This is a genomic window from Salinivibrio sp. MA607 (genome assembly GCF_001996245.1).
Classification (GTDB): domain Bacteria; phylum Pseudomonadota; class Gammaproteobacteria; order Enterobacterales; family Vibrionaceae; genus Salinivibrio; species Salinivibrio costicola.
This window is the reverse complement of record NZ_MUFJ01000003.1, coordinates 72331-89272: the sequence shown is the minus strand read 5'-3', so window position 1 is coordinate 89272 and position 16942 is coordinate 72331. Positions and strand designations below refer to the sequence as shown.

The 16942-nt window shown below is 51.6% G+C and carries 16 protein-coding genes; 10 read left to right on the top strand and 6 right to left on the bottom strand.

The window, feature by feature from the left end:
* Positions 1-6: 6 nt before the first annotated feature.
* Both BZG81_RS02475 and mpl read right to left on the bottom strand, forming a co-directional pair.
* Entirely contained in the window at positions 7-636 is a 630-nt protein-coding gene (locus tag BZG81_RS02475; RefSeq protein WP_077676660.1) for a flavin prenyltransferase UbiX, read from the bottom strand.
* Entirely contained in the window at positions 626-1999 is a 1374-nt protein-coding gene (gene mpl, locus BZG81_RS02470; protein WP_077676659.1) for a UDP-N-acetylmuramate:L-alanyl-gamma-D-glutamyl-meso-diaminopimelate ligase, read from the bottom strand. Before mpl ends, BZG81_RS02475 begins: the two co-directional genes overlap by 11 nt.
* Before the next feature lie 259 nt (positions 2000-2258).
* On the opposite strand from mpl, the gene fbp reads away from it, so the two are divergent.
* Both fbp and ppa read left to right on the top strand, forming a co-directional pair.
* Positions 2259-3281, top strand: coding sequence for a class 1 fructose-bisphosphatase (gene fbp, locus BZG81_RS02465; protein ID WP_077459974.1), 1023 nt, complete (start codon positions 2259-2261; stop codon positions 3279-3281).
* Positions 3282-3409: 128 nt separating this feature from the next.
* On the top strand, positions 3410-3937 hold the full coding sequence (gene ppa / locus BZG81_RS02460; RefSeq protein WP_077459975.1) for an inorganic diphosphatase: 528 nt from the start codon (positions 3410-3412) through the stop codon (positions 3935-3937).
* A 49-nt stretch (positions 3938-3986) separates the two neighbouring features.
* Here the strand turns inward: ppa and tamB are convergent, their stop codons facing one another.
* Together tamB and tamA are read right to left on the bottom strand one after the other, a co-directional pair.
* A complete protein-coding gene (gene tamB, locus BZG81_RS02455; RefSeq protein WP_198533619.1) occupies positions 3987-7727 on the bottom strand; it encodes an autotransporter assembly complex protein TamB in 3741 nt (1246 codons plus the stop codon).
* Between the two features lie 23 nt (positions 7728-7750).
* Complete coding sequence (gene tamA, locus BZG81_RS02450; RefSeq protein WP_077676657.1) at positions 7751-9454, bottom strand: autotransporter assembly complex protein TamA; 1704 nt, start codon at positions 9452-9454, stop codon at positions 7751-7753.
* Positions 9455-9617: 163 nt separating this feature from the next.
* Here tamA and msrA point away from each other — a divergent pair, with 163 nt between their 5' ends.
* Positions 9618-10250, top strand: a complete 633-nt coding sequence (gene msrA, locus BZG81_RS02445; protein WP_241827342.1) for a peptide-methionine (S)-S-oxide reductase MsrA — start codon at positions 9618-9620, stop codon at positions 10248-10250.
* An 89-nt stretch (positions 10251-10339) separates the two neighbouring features.
* Here the strand turns inward: msrA and BZG81_RS02440 are convergent, their stop codons facing one another.
* The gene (locus tag BZG81_RS02440) at positions 10340-10546 is read right to left on the bottom strand and encodes a DUF1107 domain-containing protein (RefSeq protein ID WP_077459979.1); all 207 of its coding nucleotides are present in this window, start codon (positions 10544-10546) and stop codon (positions 10340-10342) included.
* 371 nt (positions 10547-10917) lie between these two features.
* On the opposite strand from BZG81_RS02440, the gene BZG81_RS02435 reads away from it, so the two are divergent.
* The 7 genes from BZG81_RS02435 to BZG81_RS02405 all read left to right on the top strand — a co-directional run bounded on the left by BZG81_RS02435 (position 10918) and on the right by BZG81_RS02405 (position 16204).
* Positions 10918-11472 (top strand): YtfJ family protein, encoded by a 555-nt coding sequence (locus tag BZG81_RS02435; RefSeq protein ID WP_077660528.1) that lies wholly within the window; start codon positions 10918-10920, stop codon positions 11470-11472.
* Between the two features lie 99 nt (positions 11473-11571).
* Positions 11572-11859 (top strand): DUF2607 family protein, encoded by a 288-nt coding sequence (locus BZG81_RS02430; protein ID WP_077459981.1) that lies wholly within the window; start codon positions 11572-11574, stop codon positions 11857-11859.
* Positions 11860-11885: 26 nt separating this feature from the next.
* Positions 11886-12569, top strand: coding sequence for a zinc uptake protein ZrgA (gene zrgA / locus BZG81_RS02425; RefSeq protein WP_077676655.1), 684 nt, complete (start codon positions 11886-11888; stop codon positions 12567-12569).
* A gap of 41 nt (positions 12570-12610) precedes the next feature.
* Complete coding sequence (locus BZG81_RS02420; protein WP_077676654.1) at positions 12611-13306, top strand: ABC transporter ATP-binding protein; 696 nt, start codon at positions 12611-12613, stop codon at positions 13304-13306.
* The gene (locus tag BZG81_RS02415; RefSeq protein WP_077676653.1) at positions 13303-14562 is read left to right on the top strand and encodes an ABC transporter permease; all 1260 of its coding nucleotides are present in this window, start codon (positions 13303-13305) and stop codon (positions 14560-14562) included. Before BZG81_RS02420 ends, BZG81_RS02415 begins: the two co-directional genes overlap by 4 nt.
* 3 nt (positions 14563-14565) lie before the next feature.
* Entirely contained in the window at positions 14566-15063 is a 498-nt protein-coding gene (locus BZG81_RS02410) for a DUF3299 domain-containing protein (protein ID WP_021023528.1), read from the top strand.
* Between the two features lie 238 nt (positions 15064-15301).
* Complete coding sequence (locus tag BZG81_RS02405) at positions 15302-16204, top strand: TIGR03899 family protein (protein WP_077459986.1); 903 nt, start codon at positions 15302-15304, stop codon at positions 16202-16204.
* A gap of 5 nt (positions 16205-16209) precedes the next feature.
* Here the strand turns inward: BZG81_RS02405 and cysC are convergent, their stop codons facing one another.
* The gene (gene cysC / locus BZG81_RS02400) at positions 16210-16830 is read right to left on the bottom strand and encodes an adenylyl-sulfate kinase (RefSeq protein ID WP_077676652.1); all 621 of its coding nucleotides are present in this window, start codon (positions 16828-16830) and stop codon (positions 16210-16212) included.
* Positions 16831-16942 lie beyond the last annotated feature (112 nt).

Below are 16942 nucleotides of genomic sequence, written 5' to 3'. Positions count from 1 at the left end.
GATTGATTATGCTTTATCGCGAGGGCGTTGATCATACCCCCAGCGCGGCACCAAGGTTTGCGCCGCGCCTAAGTGGTCGAGAATGCGCGCCACCATAAAATCGACCAAGTCGTCAATAGACTGGGGTTGGTGATAAAAACCCGGCGCAGCAGGCATAATGGTGACGCCCATCTGCGATAGCTTGTGCATGTTTTCTAAATGCAGCGTTGAAAACGGCGTCTCGCGAACGACCAGTAACAATTGCCCCCGTTCTTTGAGCACCACATCCGCCGCCCGTTCAATCAAGTTATCGGATAGACCATGGGCAATCGAAGACAAGGATCCGGCCGAGCAGGGACAGACAACCATTTTCTTCGGCGCTGCCGAGCCCGAGGCGACCGGCGAAAACCAATCTTCTTTACCGCAAACGATCAGTTTATTGCTATCACATTGCAGATGTTTGGCTAATATTTTCTGTGCCGCTTGCGGGCCTGACGGGAGTTTCAACCCGTGTTCGGTCGCCAGCACCACGCGAGCGGCCGAGGATATCAGTAAAAAGACCTGATAATCTTGCGCAAGCAGGCACTCCAGTAACCGTAGGCCGTATGGCGCGCCTGACGCTCCTGTCCATGCCAGCGTGATACGCTTATCCGTCATGCTTTTCTCCTTTGTGACTCAACGCACTGAGCAACTTATCGTGAATACCACCAAAACCCCCATTACTCATGACCAACACGGTATCGCCCGGCAAGGCTTGCTCACTCAACGCGACAACCAGTGTGCCTATATCAGTGTGAATTTGCGTAGGTTGAGCACAACGATCCGCCACCGCATCGAGCGACCAATCGAGCCCTTGAGGCTGATATAAAAACACACTGTCCGCACTCGCCAACGACGCGGCTAGCGTGTCTTTATGGACCCCTTGTTTCATGGTGTTCGAGCGCGGTTCTAATACGGCGAGAATACGCCCTGCGCCGACCTTGGCTCGCAAGCCCTCCAAGGTCAGTCGAATAGCAGTCGGATGATGGGCAAAATCGTCATATACCGTGACGCCAGCCCGCTCGCCACGCCACTCAAGGCGACGCTTAGTATTGATAAATCTCTCGAGCGATTGACAAGCCAGACCCGGGGTCACTCCCACATGACGCGCCGCTGATAACGCCATCAAGGCATTACGCACGTTATGATCACCGACCAAATCCCAGCTAACCGATCCCACGAGATCACCGGCAAAGTACACATCAAATTGGCTGCCAGCTGCGTCTTTTTTCACGCTTTGCCACTGGCCATCAGGCCCCGCATACACACACTCACTCCAACACCCCATTGCGAGTGTTTCAGCTACGTTGGGATCATCGGACGGCGCAATAATCTGGCCAATCCCAGGTACGGTGCGTATCACATGATGGAATTGCTTTTGGATCGCGGCCAGATCATCAAAAATGTCGGCATGATCGAACTCAAGGTTGTTAATAACCAAGGTTTTCGGTTGGTAGTGAATAAACTTGGAGCGCTTATCAAAAAATGCACTGTCGTATTCATCGGCCTCGACCACAAAAAACGGGCTATCCCCCAAACGGGCTGACGCATTAAAATTGCTGGCCACGCCACCGATTAAAAATCCAGGCTGATAACCACAGTCTTCTAAAATCCACGCTAGCATGCTGGCGGTGGTGGTTTTTCCGTGTGTCCCTGAAACCGCTAACACCCAGCAGTCTTGGAGTAAAAAATCATGCAGCCATTGCGGACCAGACGTGTAAGGCAAACCTTGATTGAGTACGGCTTCAACACAGGGATTCCCGCGGCTCATGGCATTACCAATCACCACTAAATCCGGCTTAGGTGTAAGCTGCGCAGGATCATAGCCTTCAATGATAGCAACCCCTTGGGATTCGAGTAAGGTACTCATTGGGGGATAAACCTGGCTATCTGAGCCTGTCACTTTGTGCCCCAATTGTTTTGCCAGCATGGCGGCTCCACCCATAAAGGTGCCGCAAATGCCTAAAATATGAATATGCATGGCCTTCACTGTATTGTTGGTTACCCAGCCGTTGGACGCGGGCCATTATTATGCCTTGGATTAACGCTTGGGTCTTATCGCTTGCGCGCATATGACATGGTTTTTTATGTCGCGATCACACTTCCCTGGCCTCATCCATTTCTTCAGTACGATTAAAAAGTCACGAGCGCTAGAATGACAACGATTTCAAGAGGCAGACCACTGCCCACTTAAATGCCATTGAATTAGAAAGACAGTTCATCATCACTAAGGATTGAGAATGCCCGACATTAAGACCCTCGGCGAATATATTGTTGAGAAGCAACACGCGTTCCCGCATGCCAGCGGCGACTTATCTTCTTTGCTTGCCTCGATTCGTCTCGCCGCCAAAATTGTCAACCGTGAGATCAACAAAGCGGGCTTGGTCGACATCGCCGGCGCTATCGGCACAGAAAACGCACAAGGTGAAGAACAACAAAAGCTCGACGTTTACGCCAACGAAAAGTTTAAAGCTGCGATGGAGGCTCGCGACCACGTTTGCGGTGTCGCGAGTGAGGAAGAAGATGAAGCGGTCATCTTCAACAAGCAACTGAATCGTAATGCTAAATATGTGGTATTGATTGACCCGCTTGATGGCTCATCAAACATTGATGTCAATGTCTCCGTCGGCACCATTTTCTCCATTTATCACCGTGTTTCACCGGTCGGCACCCCCCCTACCGAAGACGACTTCCTGCAACCGGGTCATCGCCAAGTGGCTGCCGGCTATATCATTTACGGCTCATCCACCATGTTGGTTTACACCACAGGTGATGGTGTGCATGGTTTTACCTATGATCCATCGCTGGGTCTGTTTTGCCTCTCTCACGAGAATATGACCGTTCCTAAAGAGGGAACGATTTACTCGATTAACGAAGGCAACTACATCAAGTTCCCGCAGGGCGTCAAAAAATACATCAAATACTGTCAAGAAAACGTCCCTGACGAGAAACGGCCGTATACGTCACGCTACATTGGCTCTTTGGTGGCCGATTTTCACCGTAATCTGCTAAAAGGTGGCATTTACTTGTACCCGAGTACCCTAGCTTATCCAAATGGTAAATTGCGGTTGCTGTATGAGTGCAACCCCATGGCGTTTATTATCGAGCAGGCCGGCGGTAAAGCCACGGATGGGATGCAGCGGGTGATGGACATTGAACCCAAAGAACTTCATCAGCGCGTTCCCTTCTTCGTTGGCTCTAGTAATATGGTGGATAAAGTCGGCGAATACCTGGAAACCTATCCTGATCATGAAGACAATTAACGCGTATTAGCAAAAAGAATGCCGCGCTTTTTTATGATGACGAGGCGACCTGGTAGGTCGCCTCTGTTATTTTCACGCTTGGCGGTTATAATTGGCACACACTGTTTGATTTAACAAAAGGACATTCCATGAGCCTGAATCAGGTCCCTGCGGGCAAAGATCTGCCTGAAGATATTTATGTGGTGATTGAGATCCCAGCGAATGCTGATCCAATCAAGTACGAAGTGGACAAAGATAGCGGTGCGGTATTCGTCGATCGCTTTATGTCTACCCCAATGTTTTACCCATGTAACTATGGTTATGTAAACCATACCTTGTCACTTGACGGTGACCCGGTAGACGTACTGGTTCCAACCCCATTCCCTCTCGTACCCGGTTCAGTAATCCGCTGCCGTCCAGTGGGTGTGCTAAAAATGACCGACGAGTCTGGTGAAGATGCCAAAGTTGTCGCAGTGCCTCATAGCAAGCTGACCAAAGAGTACGATCACGTGAAAGACGTGAACGATCTGCCTGAGCTACTCAAAGCACAAATCACGCATTTCTTCGAGCGTTACAAAGAGCTTGAAGCCGGCAAGTGGGTCAAAGTCGATGGCTGGGCCGATGCACAAGCCGCAAAAGACGAAATCCTGTCTTCTTTTGAGCGCGCACAGAAATAATCGAGCGTGTAACTGAGACAGTAAAGGCCCGCTCTATCAGCGGGCTTTTTTATTTAATCTCAAACTGATAAAGCACATCGACCGCTTGGTCAACACCCGACACCGCTTCTAGGTAAAGGTCTTTCATTAAACGATAGCGCACAGTAAATACCCCAATCGCATCAAAGATCCCGACCCCATATTTCACTTCCAAATCCGGTAAAATATAGCCTGACACTTCGACCTTTTGTTCGTCGCCGGCACCCGCGGTATCTAAGGTGAGATCCTCAACACCAAAGGCTTGGCCGATCTCTCCTACCAATTTTCCGCTTTGCGCCAACCCAATACCAATCAGCATCGAGGTCATATTGGCATCGCCGGCGCCAGCATCCAGCGCTCGGCCACGCAATAGATAAGATAAGGCATTCGCCTGCGAGCCAGCCGGATCCATAAATATATCCGCCACCGGATCATCGGCCGGGCCACTCAAACGAATACCTGCGATCACATCCCCCTCTATTCGCTCTGGGTTACGAATCGCTTCCACTTGCAGGTAGGGTTGGTCGGCGGGGCCATTAAACAAGATTTCCCCTTTGCGGATAATCAAGTCTTGTCCGAACGAGCGATACGTTCCGTCTAGTAAGCTGACATTCCCGACAATTAATACACCTTGCGGATTGTTTTTGATATTCAGTTCACCGGATAAGCGCGACTTTAAACCAAAGGCTGCGAGACTAACGTCATCCCCCAGTGCTAACTTTACATCGGTGACTAGGTTAAACGGCATCGGCTCATCTTGTTCTGCACTTTCTGGCGTATAGTCTTGGTTTAACAGCACCGTATCGTCTGACACCGTCACCGCTGACGCAGGTAAATTTTCGACTTCTATCCGTCCCCAAGGCACATGAATATCACCACGAATCGCGACCTGATCAGGCGTCGCAGAAACGGTAAGATCTGGCGCGACATCGAGCTTTACCATTGGGGGAAGGTTAACACGTAACGTATCACCCGATACATTCAAGCCAAATTGCCAATCATCAATGCGGGGCCATTGGCCATCGCCTTTTAGTGTTAGCGGACCCTCAGGCGTGATTAACTGCCCATCCAGTTGCCCTTGTTGCCCATCAACCGTCAGAGCCAATTGCCCGTTATCTACATCCACCGGTGACGATAAGCCTTTCATCCGCAGCCCACTGACCGTCATGCCGCCATACACTTGCGGTAACGTTAGTGGGCCTTCAAGACGTAAATTCGCATTCACTTCACCATTCATATCCGCTTGTTTATCGTTTCCGAGTAAGGGCTCAAGCTTGGCCAATTGCACAGCAGTCACGGTAAGGTCGCCAGTAATCGTAGGTGTAGGGGCCAATAAATCGGTTAGGGTAAAGCCAGACGCAAGGGTGCCACCATCATCCAACGTCAGAGCAAGCGCCCCTTGTAATTGGTCATTGTGCCAGCGTGCATCCATGTTCGCGTGTTGCCAGTCAATGACTAGTGGCCTTTCTGCTTGCTGACGCAGTGCACCGTCGGTGATATCAATCGAGGCGCGTACATCTGGCGAGGCGTCAGGCTGCCATCGAGCGTGAACGGCTGCATTGGCACGTGTTTCAACGTGCCATTCCGGCGGCATGAACGCCGCAATTTGCTTCGCATCAAACCCTTCAATATTGGCAACGACCTCTCCTTGCTCACCAATATAGGCCGGTTGTGATAAGCATAAAGAAGTGGCTTGCCACTGCCAGCAATGCTCGCCGATCTGGGTTTGCGTATCGGCGAAAGTAAACGCAATGGGCGCCGCGGTTTGCTGCACGATGTCGCCAATGTCTTCTACATTCACCCGCGTATCGAGCAGTTGCCCTTGCCAACCGGACTCGCGCGACAACGCACCTTGAATACTCAGCACGCCAGAGGTAGGAACGCCTTGCCAGCGTAAATCCAGCTGATGCTCGGCTTCATCACCGCGGACGGTAAGATCTAAGTTCTCTAAACGCAGCGTTTGATAACGCCCTCCCAGCACAGACACATTCAGGTTGCCACCTAAGGTATCCTTTAAGGCCAGGGCGCCGTCCAAAGTGAGCTGATTGATGCGCAGATCTTGCCAGCGCAACTGCTTGGCATGGAAGGCCAGTTTGGCATCGGGATGGGCAAAGGGCCCGCTCAGACGCGCATCGCCACGAATCACACCAGTTAACATCGGTAATGATTGAGACAGATCAGCAATATCCACCGATAGCCCCATTTGCCACTCGTCACGCACTTGTCCTTGTGCAGTAATACGGTTAGGGCCGTGGGAAAGCGTCAGACCGGAGGTAGAAACGCTAGGTTGCCCATCGCCATCACGATCATGAGCATTGAGCGCGCCAGATACCGAAAGGGGGAGTTGCTCAAGCTCACCATGAACAACCAAGGTTGGCATAGATACATCCCAACCACCCTGTGGCGTTAAGCGCCCACGATGACTCACGGCGCCGGTGAGATCACCATTCACTTCAGGCCATTGCCGCTGAGGCTGAATATGGGCAAAGCCTAACTCGGCTTGCCAAAAGGGCACGCTGGACCAATCGACGCTGGCGCGACCGGCCACCTTCCCCCCCAGTGTATTGGCCTCCAGCCGCGAAAGGGTCAGCGCCGTTAGACTGCCTTGGCCGGTCAAATTCAGCTGGGTGGTCGGCACGTCAGGGCCATCGACGCCGGTTTGTAAGCCGAGCTGATAGTCAGATAAGTCACCATCGGCGTAAAAGTGTAGCTCGCGTAATGCCGCGATCGCTTCCCCCGTCAGCGGCCACGCCAATGCCTCGCTATCCAATTGCACGGCAAAAGGTAAGTTCGGTGCCAGGACATTCGCCTCACCATCAAGTTTGGCATTCACCGGTCCTGTTGCCTCAGCGCGCAGCGCTAAAGCCGCTAAACTCCCCGTCGCCGACAGTGACAATGCTTGCCCTTGGAGCGGTGCCAAGTTCGTGGTCAACTGTGTTTCTAAGGTCAGTGGGTACTCACCTTCCAACAGAATATCGCCAGAAAGCTTAGCCGTGCCCTGAGGGGCGGCCACCGAAAAATGGTCAATCGTCACCGCACTGCCTTTGACGGCGCCGACGAGATCTAACGAAGAAAAGGTATGTACTGTACCGGCGTCAATACGAGTATCGCGTAGGCTAAATTGCTCAACATTGATATTTAGCGGCACATGAATGGACGGCAAGCGGAGCCCTGGATAATGAAAAGGGGCACTCGAGGCGTCGCTATCAGGTTTACCAACCGCACGGTCGGTGTTTTCTTGATCACTGTCGTTGGTGGGCAGGGTAACCACCAGCTGCTGCCACTTTGTGGGCGATAAGGTTAAGGTGTCTCCCTCGACATGCACACCGCCTTGAAGCTGCTGCCAGTCAATCGCCTGTCCCGCCACCTGAATCGCCACATCATTGAATGCAAACGCGTTAATATGTATCGGTAGCGGCGATTGGATCCTCGCGGTAGACGGCTCGGCGGCAGTGTTGTCATCGCTTGGCGGGAAATTAAGCGCAAGCGTTACCCCTTCAGCCGCCAGTTGTTCGACACAGATTGATGGAGTAAGTAAGCACTTACCTTTTATCTCAATCCCCAGCTTATTAGCGGCCAATTGGATTTGCTCATCCTGATATTGCAGACCACGAAGTTCAAAGCCGGTCAGCAAAGTGCCCTCGGCTTGTTCAAGCGATAATGCAGGTATAGCTTTCTGTGCCCCCCACACTCCAACTTGTAACCCGATCGGCGTAAATAAGGTGGTGGACACCAAACCTACCAGCGCAAATATCGTGATTAACAGAATCAAAGTTAATCTAACCAACCACCGGCTCATAATTCAGGCCCCAACGTCAGGTGCACACGAAAGTCGTCATCGTCATTATCAAAACCATGGGCGACATCAAGGCGAATCGGGCCCACCGGTGATGACCAACGAATGCCTGTCCCGGCTGCGCGCTTCCATGACAAATGGTTGGTCCATGCATCGCCGCCGTCAGCAAACAACGCCCACCACCAATTGCCACCAAGACGATACTGATATTCTAAAGTCCCGGTTAACATATAGCGTGCACCACTTAACTGACCGCTGTCATCGACAGGCGAGACGGTTTCATAGCCATAACCACGAATGCTGTTATCCCCCCCAGCGAAAAAGCGTAATGATGGTGGTGCTTCACGAAACTCCTCGGAAATCAGGACGCCACCATCGACCCGGAGTAAGCCACGATGATTCTTATTTAAACTGCGAATCCAAGCACTACGACCTTGAAGTCGCAGCAAGCTAATATCCGACAGCCACGCGGGATCGGCTGCCTCCAGCGTCAGTGATTGCTTGTCTCCCCAATGCGGCATCAGACCACCACGCACGCGCGTTCGGGTAACGTTGACGCCCGGCAGCACCACGCTGACGATATCTTCATCTTGCCCTTGGCTATAGTTTTCGTACAGCCAGCGCAGCGATACACTGCGCTGCCAGCCGGTATCATAAAGCCAGTGTCGGGAGACAGAGGTCGTCGCTTCAAAACTGGTGGTATCGCGTTGGTCTGTATTTTTTAACCCCAGCTGAACTTGATAATATTCCCGTGAAACATCGTCAAGCGGCACTTTATAGGTAGAAGTAAGGGTTTGCTCTGGCTGAGAAACCGCCAGTGATGTGCTCAGGCTATGCCCCCTTGAATTATACCAAGGCTTACGCCAATTAAGCTTAAGACGCGGACCAATGTCGGTGGAATACCCCACCCCAGTTTCAAACTTGTTGCGCGCTTCCGGCGTCAACGTCACCTTGATCGGCACTTCATTGTCCTCGGCGTCTTCCATATCCGCTTGGACTAACGCACTGGCAAACCAGCCCGTATTTGCTAACGCTTGGTTAAACTCGCCTAAGTCCGTAACTTGATAGAGATCACCTGGTGAAAAATCTCGCAGTGTATCAAGTCGCTTACGTTGGATTTGTGAGCCTTGATAATCGATCGCACCAAAATGATAACGCTTGCCACTGGCAAAATGCAGACGAATAAAGGCTTGCTGGCGGTCAGGCGCAACTTCGAGCCGGGCTTGCGTAAAACGACCATCAAAATAGCCCTTTTTCACGGCTAAGCTCTGGATCTGACTTTTGAGTGACTCATAATCACTGTGATTGAGCCGATGACCAGGTTGCGGTCCTTTCGCTTTAAGCGAATGAAAGTCATCATCCATCGCAGCTTCACCGGAAAAGACGACATCGACTTGCGCCACGTTAACCGGGGGGCCTGGATTAACGGAGACAACCAGGGTATCGCCCTCTGGCGCGTTCAGCGTGATTTTTGGCTGATAGTAGCCTACTGCCTGGAGTGCTTGTCGGACATCGCGCTCGACACGCGCCTTAAACCGATACGAACCATCGCGTTCTTCGGGCGCGATCGCCGCCAAATAGGTTGCTACATTTTGTTGCGCTTCACCCTCGAGTCCTTGGAGCTCAACGTCGAGGCTCGCGCGTACCCAGCTAGGTAGCAGTAAAAAAGCGATCGCAATAAGGGAGAGTTTACGTATCTTCATGCAATGAGAACCATTACTAGGGTGCCGCTCAACAAAATTGATGATATCTTGCCATATTACGCGTTGAGCTGGGCTTGATGCTAGCGCCATTCACATCAGTCCACACCCAAAGCGGTTTCATACAACACATAACGCTTTTCATCACAGCAGTAAAAGGATGCCTATGTCGATGCAATCTTCGTTCAGCCAACCCGATAATGCGATTGCGGATCGTGCTGATGCCATCACGCCCACCGAGCCACATGCCGTATTTGGGCAACCTATCACAACGGCCCCAGCGAACGGTCAGAAACAGGTCATTTTAGGGATGGGCTGTTTTTGGGGAGCGGAACGCAAACTCTGGCAACAACCAGGTGTAGTCATGACCTCTGTTGGCTACTGCGGTGGGGTAACACAACACCCGCGCTATCAAGATGTCTGTACGGGTCAAACAGGCCACGTCGAAGTGGTTAATGTCATTTTTGACCCGAGTGTCACCAGTCTGGACGCTTTATTGACGATCTTTTGGGAAAACCACGATCCAACTCAAGGGTTGCGCCAAGGTAATGACGTGGGCCCACAGTACCGTTCAGCCATTTATTACTGTGATCCTGCCGATCGCGCGACGGTAGAAGCCAGCTTTGCCGCCTATCAAGCCGCTTTAAAAGCAGCGGGCAAGTCGGATGCCGTCACCACAGAGATCGCCCCCGCAGGTACTTATTTCTTAGCAGAAACAGACCATCAGCAGTATCTGCACAAAAACCCCCAAGGCTACTGCGGCTTGGGTGGCACCGGCGTTTGCTTCCCGCCACAATAGTCTGAAGGCACGCAAAAGTCTGAAGACACGCAAACTCAGAGATAAAAAAAACACGTCATTAGACGTGTTTTTTCTGCATCGCACGTTTTTTATGCGGTGATGGCCATCGATTTAATTTCTTTATTTACTTCGGTCATGACCGAGAGTGCACGTTTATCACTGTGTCCTGGAGGTAGCAAACGCCCACCATCAAACTCAAACGCGCCGACACCTTCAATATAAAGTCGGCCCTTAAAAAATCGTTTCACATATCGCGCAATCTGGGTTGGTCGATATTGACGAAAGATGCGAAGCATAGGGATCCCTTTATTTCTCAACCAAGTCTGATGAACAGACCGAAACAGTAACAACGCTCTTTCACCGTTTCTTGGTAAATTATGTGTTACCACCTTGGAGCACCGAATATTATCTGGCAATCTCCACGTATAAAGCTAAGCAAGCAAAGTGCCATCTTATTCTGATGACAAGCACAGAATTAGAGCCTACTTGGCACGAAAAGTTCCTACCTTAGATCAATACGCGCGCTTTGAAGTGACGATCACTGGATAAAACTCCGATCTCGCGCACGGATTAACCCTTGGCACTTGGCACAACGCACTGTCTGGCGTAACCATAGATAACTTGGCACCGAATGCCAAATAATGACCACAGACATGGATGATAAAGCATGAATAAAACCCTACTTGCTCTCACTTTTGCGTTATTCACAGGCACCAGTTGGGCGCACACGATCCAAAACGGTGCACCTTTACCGTCAGCCAAGGTCGCCGAGCACGGCGAACTAACCTTGAATGGCGACGATATCGTTTATCAAGCTTGGCAAACCGAACAGTTGCAGGAAAAAGTACGCGTGATCCAAGCCATTGCTGGACGCAGTAGCGCCAAAGAAATGAACGCCCCCCTCATGGCGGCAATTACCGCCGCGGATTTTGACGATGCACGCTATCAAACCACCACCATCATCAATCAAGATGATGCCATGTGGGGAACTGGCGGCTTTGTAAAATCGTCAGCCGAAGACAGTAAACGCGAATTTAGCTGGTCATCGATTGTGCTCGACGAAAATGGCAGTGTCGCAGAGGCATGGCGCTTAAAAGAAGAGAGCTCGTTGATTGCCGTACTGGATGACAAAGGCATGGTGCGTTTTGTAAAAGAAGGCAAGCTAAACGAGGATGAAGTGAATCAAGTTGTCAGCTTGGTGACAGAGCTGGTAAACCAATAATCATATCGCGGGCAAGGCCCGCGCTTTCATTTCAGACTTGGCGTTCAAGGCTACAATTGTTATGTTATCACATTACTTAATAACCTCATGGACGTCTGGATGACTCGGCGAGTGCTCGTCAACCTGCTATTTGTATTGGTGCTTAGCCAAGCCGGACTGTGGGCGCACCATCAAGTCGACACCTTAGCTCCGAGCCACCACAGTGAGCATTGTGGTGTCTGTCATCTCATCCCACCAGCAATACTGGCTTCCAGTATCGTGACACCGACGCCCACCTATGCTGCCAATACCCTCATCGTTTGGTCAAAACCTCAGCGAGCTTATCGTACCGCTATAGCCTTTTCGGCGCGCGCCCCACCGAGTGAAATAAATGCCTTCATTATCTAATTCATTTATTCACGAGGAGAAACCACATGAAAGCTCGTTTATTACCCAGCGTTATCACTATGGCCATCGCGACCACCTCTGCAGCAACATTAGCCGATGAAGCCAGCTATCAGTCGTTCGATGCCCACGTCCACGGGGAGGTAGCACTGAGCCTCGCCCAAGACGGTGAGCGCGTATTCATTGAGTTAACGGCCCCCGGCAATGATGTGGTCGGCTTTGAACACCAGCCTAAAAACGCCGCCGACCAGCAAGCGGTCGAAGATGCCTATGCGCTTCTGCGTGATGGTGGAAAACGCTTCCAACTTGCTGAAGCAGCGAATTGCCAGCTTGCCGAGACCAAAGTCACTAGCAGTTTTGACGACTACGATGAGCATCACGGCCATGACGAACACCACGGCCACGACGAACACCATGACCACGACGAACACCATGACCACAATGAACACCACGGTCATGACGAGCACCATAACCACGACGAGCACTACGGCCATGACGAACACCACGGCCATGACGAGCATGATCAGGGTAACCACAACACTTTATCCGTGAACTATCAATTCGTTTGCCAAACCCCACAAGCCTTCACCGAATTGAAAACGGATTGGTTTAGCCTGTTCCCTAACACAGAAGCCATCAAAATTCAGGCCGTTACCGATGATAAGGTCTGGGTTGACACCTTGATTCGTACTAAGTCGCACATCCAGTGGTAGTGAAAAAAGGAGGCGGGGCGCATCCAGTGCCCCTGTCAGGCATGATAACCATCAAACAACTAGGTTTTACGTGGCCCGATCAGTCGCAACCGATCTTAGACATCGATAGCTTTACGGTCGGTGAAGGCGAGCATGTATTTTTACAAGGTCCCAGCGGCAGTGGTAAATCCACCCTGCTAAGCCTGATTGCGGGTATTCATATCCCCCAGACGGGTACGCTGACGGTCAATCATCAAGCGCTAACGGCACTGAATGATCGCGAGCGTGATCAATTCCGTGCTAACCACATTGGTTATATTTTTCAGCAATTTAATCTGCTGCCTTATTTATCGGTGATCGATAATGTCACCGTGCCGCTGCGCTTTTCTCACCTGCGTCGTCAGGCGTTGACACGATCGCCTCATCAAGAGGCCGCCACCTTGCTCGACCAATTGGGCTTACCCACAAACTGCCACCACCAGCCGGTCACCGCGCTGAGTATCGGCCAGCAACAACGGGTCGCGGCGGCGCGGGCGCTGATTGGTGCGCCGGCGTTAATTATCGCTGACGAGCCGACTTCTGCGCTCGACGCTGACACCCGCAACACCTTTATTCAGTTGCTTCAAGACCGCTGCCGAGAAGCCAACAGCAGCTTATTGTTTGTCAGCCATGACAGTCAATTAGCGCCCTTGTTTGACCGTGATGTCTCGCTTCCCGCGCTGAATCGCGCCATGCGTCGCAAGGAGGATCAGCAATGATTTCGCTATTGGGACTCGCAGGGAAAAGCCTGAAAAATCGCCGCGCCACCGCATTGCTTTCTTTGCTGACCGTCACCATCGCCGTGGTGCTGTTACTCGGCGTCGAAAAGGTGCGCACGCAAGCGAAGGCCAGCTTTGCCAACACCATTTCCAACACCGATTTAATTGTGGGCGCCCGTTCCGGCTCCATTAATTTGCTGCTCTATTCCGTGTTTCGAATTGGTAACGCCACCAACAATATCGGCTGGGAAAGTTATCAACGCCTTCGCGAGCACTCAGATGTGAGTTGGACCATCCCCATTTCACTCGGGGATTCTCACCGTGGCTTTCGCGTGCTCGGCACCAGCAATGATTACTTTTCCCATTATCAATATGGTCAAAAACAACCACTCGCCTTTCGCCAAGGCGGCCCATTTTCCGGTCTATTTGATACCGTGATTGGCGCCCAAGTGGCGAAAGATCTGGGATACAAAATGGGCGATAACCTAGTGATTGCTCATGGACTGGCCGATAAAAGCTTTAATCAACACGACAATTTGCCGTTTACTGTCACCGGTATTTTGGCGCCCACCGGCACGCCCGTCGACCGCAGTGTGCATGTGTCGCTCGAAGCCATAGAAGCGATTCATGTCGGCTGGGAAAGTGGCGCACGACTCGGCCAAGGCCTCACTCAAGCCCAAGCACAGCAGCGTGAATTACAGCCCGAGCAACTCACTGCAGTCATGGTGGGTCTGAACAGTAAAATCAAAACGTTTGCCGTCCAGCGTTGGGTCAATACTTATTCACGCGAGCCATTGACTGCCATCATGCCCGGCATTGCCTTGCATGAGCTATGGGACATGATGCGCGTGGGCGAGCAAGCGCTATTAGTGATCGCTGGATTTGTCGTCGTTGCTGGATTATTAGGCATGCTCTCCAGCCTGCTCACCAGCCTGAACGAGCGTCGACGAGAAATGGCAATTTTACGGGCAATGGGCGCACGTCCGGTACATATTATTCTGCTGTTGGTCAGTGAGGCGGTTGCCATCACCCTGGCGGGTATCATCTTAGGTGTGCTACTGCTTTATGGCGGTCTTGCGCTCACCCAGCCCTATATTATCAGTGAATTTGGCCTGTTCTTACCGCTCGACTGGCCCTCTTATTATGAATGTTTGTTAATGGTCGGCGTGTTTATCGCTGGTCTCGTGGTCGGCTTAATTCCCGCTTGGCGCGCGTACCGACAAACACTGTCCGACGGCATGACAATGAAGGTATAACCCATGAAAAAACGGATAACGCTCCATCTTATCGCCTTGCTTAGCGGCCTTTTGAGTTCGCTTGCTTGGGCAAGCAGTGAACCACTCATGCTCGATTGGATAGATTTGGTTCCTGAGCACGAACGGGCACAGTTTGATAGCCGCGGCATGCCAGACATTAGCCACGACGGTGATAACCCGCAAAGCTTGGTCGGATCGGTTCGCCCTGAACTCAATAATAGCCAAGTTAAAATCCCCGGCTTTGTGATCCCGTTAGAAGGTGACGATCAACGGGTGACCGAATTCTTGCTGGTCCCTTTTCTTGGCGCCTGCATCCATGTGCCACCCCCACCGCCCAATCAAATTATTTACGTAAAGTTTGCCGATGGCGCGCCGATTCAAGAACTATGGGATGTGGTTTATGTCGAAGGGACACTCAATACTGAGCATGTCAGTCATGACTTGGCAGAGGTGGGATATGTACTGCAAGGTACAACGCTAAGCGCCTACGACGACGGATAGATTTCTATCAATCAGTGAGCTTGATCGGCGCCGACACCATTGTCAGACAATATAATGAGACAATATCGCCAGTGCGCCGATATAAATGGCGATCAACAGTAAATTGATGGAGTTAGGTTTTTGCCTTCGCACACGCATCCCTACGCTTAATAGATAACACCATAATGTTAACAAATTTAATCATTAATTAACATATTTGCCAGCATAAAATTTTGCTGACAATCAGTGTGAGAACCGCATGGCAGAGCAAGACAAACCCGTGGTCGTCGACGCCCACCCAGAGAAACGGCAACACCAAGATCACAGCTATAAAGAAGATGCCGATCTACGCGGCAGTAAAGGGCGACTAAAAGCGATTGCGAGCGAGTATCAAGTTGATGCTCGCTTACAAGACGTGGAGCAAGAGGATCTCGCCCATCGCAGCGCAAACCGCCAACGCCAGGTGATGCAAAAGCAACAAGCCAACCTCGAAGCGATCATTGCTCATACCTATGAAAGTTGTCACAGTGAAACGGCACAAACCCCCGATCCGGATTGGCTGGTACGCTTTTTCGACTTAGCCCGCAATATTCACGGCTATGCGATGCAACAGCTTTGGGCCAAGATCCTTAAACAGGAAATATTGCGTCCGGGAAGCACCTCGATCAAAGCACTCACCCTTTTAGAAACCATGACCCAGCGCGAAGCGCAAGCACTGCAACGCGCCTGTGCATTGTCCAGCACCTTTGGCCAAGACAGCACCAAAAAGCTAGTCACCGGTTTTCGCCGCCGCCAAGGCTTGGTGCAACTGCTACGCCCAGAGCCGCCCCATAAGCTCTCTCTGGGTCACTATCAACTGTCTTACACCGACTTAATGCTGTTGATGGACTTGGGGCTGATCCTGCGCACTGAGCTCGAATCCGGCGTGATTGAAATGCATCCTGCCATGCCATTTACACTGCAAGACACCCAATACATGCTCACTCCGCTCCACAAAGGGATGCGCCTGTATTATTACCGCTTTAGTCCCACCGGCCACGAGCTGGCTAAACTGGTCGGCAAACGCGTGCATCCCGACTACCACCACGCGATTTGTGCGTTGCTCGCCGAAGGCTTTGAGATGCACAGCGATATTGGCGATACCGTCAACACCCATGCGTGATACCTTTAGGTGCGCAGCACCCCCCGATCGCGCAACACATCAAGGCAGACCGCCACATGCTCAGCAACACGCTGATCGCCAGTTAAATGAATCGCCGGTGCGTGCGGCGGTTCATAATCTGACGATATGCCGGTAAACGCAGGGATCTCGCCAGCGCGCGCTTTTTTGTACAGCCCTTTTGGATCGCGCTGCTCGCACACCGCCAGCGGCGTATCGACAAAGACTTCGATAAACTGCCCCTCTGGCAAACGCTCGCGCACCCTCTCTCGCTCCGCGCGGAATGGTGAGATAAAAGCACTGAGGACAATCAGACCAGCATCGGTCATCAACTTAGCCACCTCGCCAATTCGGCGAATGTTCTCGGCTCTGTCCTGATCGGAAAAACCCAGATCGCGACACAATCCATGGCGAATATTATCGCCATCCAGCAAATAGGTATGGTGCCCTTCTGCCACCAAGGCGGCCTCCAACGCACCAGCAATGGTCGATTTGCCCGAGCCAGACAAGCCAGTAAACCAAAGCACGACCGGCTGCTGCTGCTTTTGTTCACTGCGCGTTGCTTGATCAACACTATGTGTATGCCAGATCACGTTAGGATCGGAAGACGATATAAAAGATTGCGTCATAAATAGTCTCTCCGTCCGCCATGCCAAAATACGTGTGTTATCACGATTCACCTATTCTCTTATCATTGCCTTGATGAGACCTCGTATCGGGCTAGCGAATGATGTGGCTAGC

Coding starts and splice junctions, on each gene's coding strand:
- BZG81_RS02475 (WP_077676660.1), bottom strand. CDS start 636: ATGACGGATAAGCGTATCACGCTGGCATGGACAGGAGCGTCAGGCGCG.
- mpl (WP_077676659.1), bottom strand. CDS start 1,999: ATGCATATTCATATTTTAGGCATTTGCGGCACCTTTATGGGTGGAGCC.
- fbp (WP_077459974.1), top strand. CDS start 2,259: ATGCCCGACATTAAGACCCTCGGCGAATATATTGTTGAGAAGCAACAC.
- ppa (WP_077459975.1), top strand. CDS start 3,410: ATGAGCCTGAATCAGGTCCCTGCGGGCAAAGATCTGCCTGAAGATATT.
- tamA (WP_077676657.1), bottom strand. CDS start 9,454: ATGAAGATACGTAAACTCTCCCTTATTGCGATCGCTTTTTTACTGCTA.
- msrA (WP_241827342.1), top strand. CDS start 9,618: ATGTCGATGCAATCTTCGTTCAGCCAACCCGATAATGCGATTGCGGAT.
- BZG81_RS02440 (WP_077459979.1), bottom strand. CDS start 10,546: ATGCTTCGCATCTTTCGTCAATATCGACCAACCCAGATTGCGCGATAT.
- BZG81_RS02435 (WP_077660528.1), top strand. CDS start 10,918: ATGAATAAAACCCTACTTGCTCTCACTTTTGCGTTATTCACAGGCACC.
- BZG81_RS02430 (WP_077459981.1), top strand. CDS start 11,572: ATGACTCGGCGAGTGCTCGTCAACCTGCTATTTGTATTGGTGCTTAGC.
- zrgA (WP_077676655.1), top strand. CDS start 11,886: ATGAAAGCTCGTTTATTACCCAGCGTTATCACTATGGCCATCGCGACC.
- BZG81_RS02420 (WP_077676654.1), top strand. CDS start 12,611: ATGATAACCATCAAACAACTAGGTTTTACGTGGCCCGATCAGTCGCAA.
- BZG81_RS02415 (WP_077676653.1), top strand. CDS start 13,303: ATGATTTCGCTATTGGGACTCGCAGGGAAAAGCCTGAAAAATCGCCGC.
- BZG81_RS02410 (WP_021023528.1), top strand. CDS start 14,566: ATGAAAAAACGGATAACGCTCCATCTTATCGCCTTGCTTAGCGGCCTT.
- BZG81_RS02405 (WP_077459986.1), top strand. CDS start 15,302: ATGGCAGAGCAAGACAAACCCGTGGTCGTCGACGCCCACCCAGAGAAA.
- cysC (WP_077676652.1), bottom strand. CDS start 16,830: ATGACGCAATCTTTTATATCGTCTTCCGATCCTAACGTGATCTGGCAT.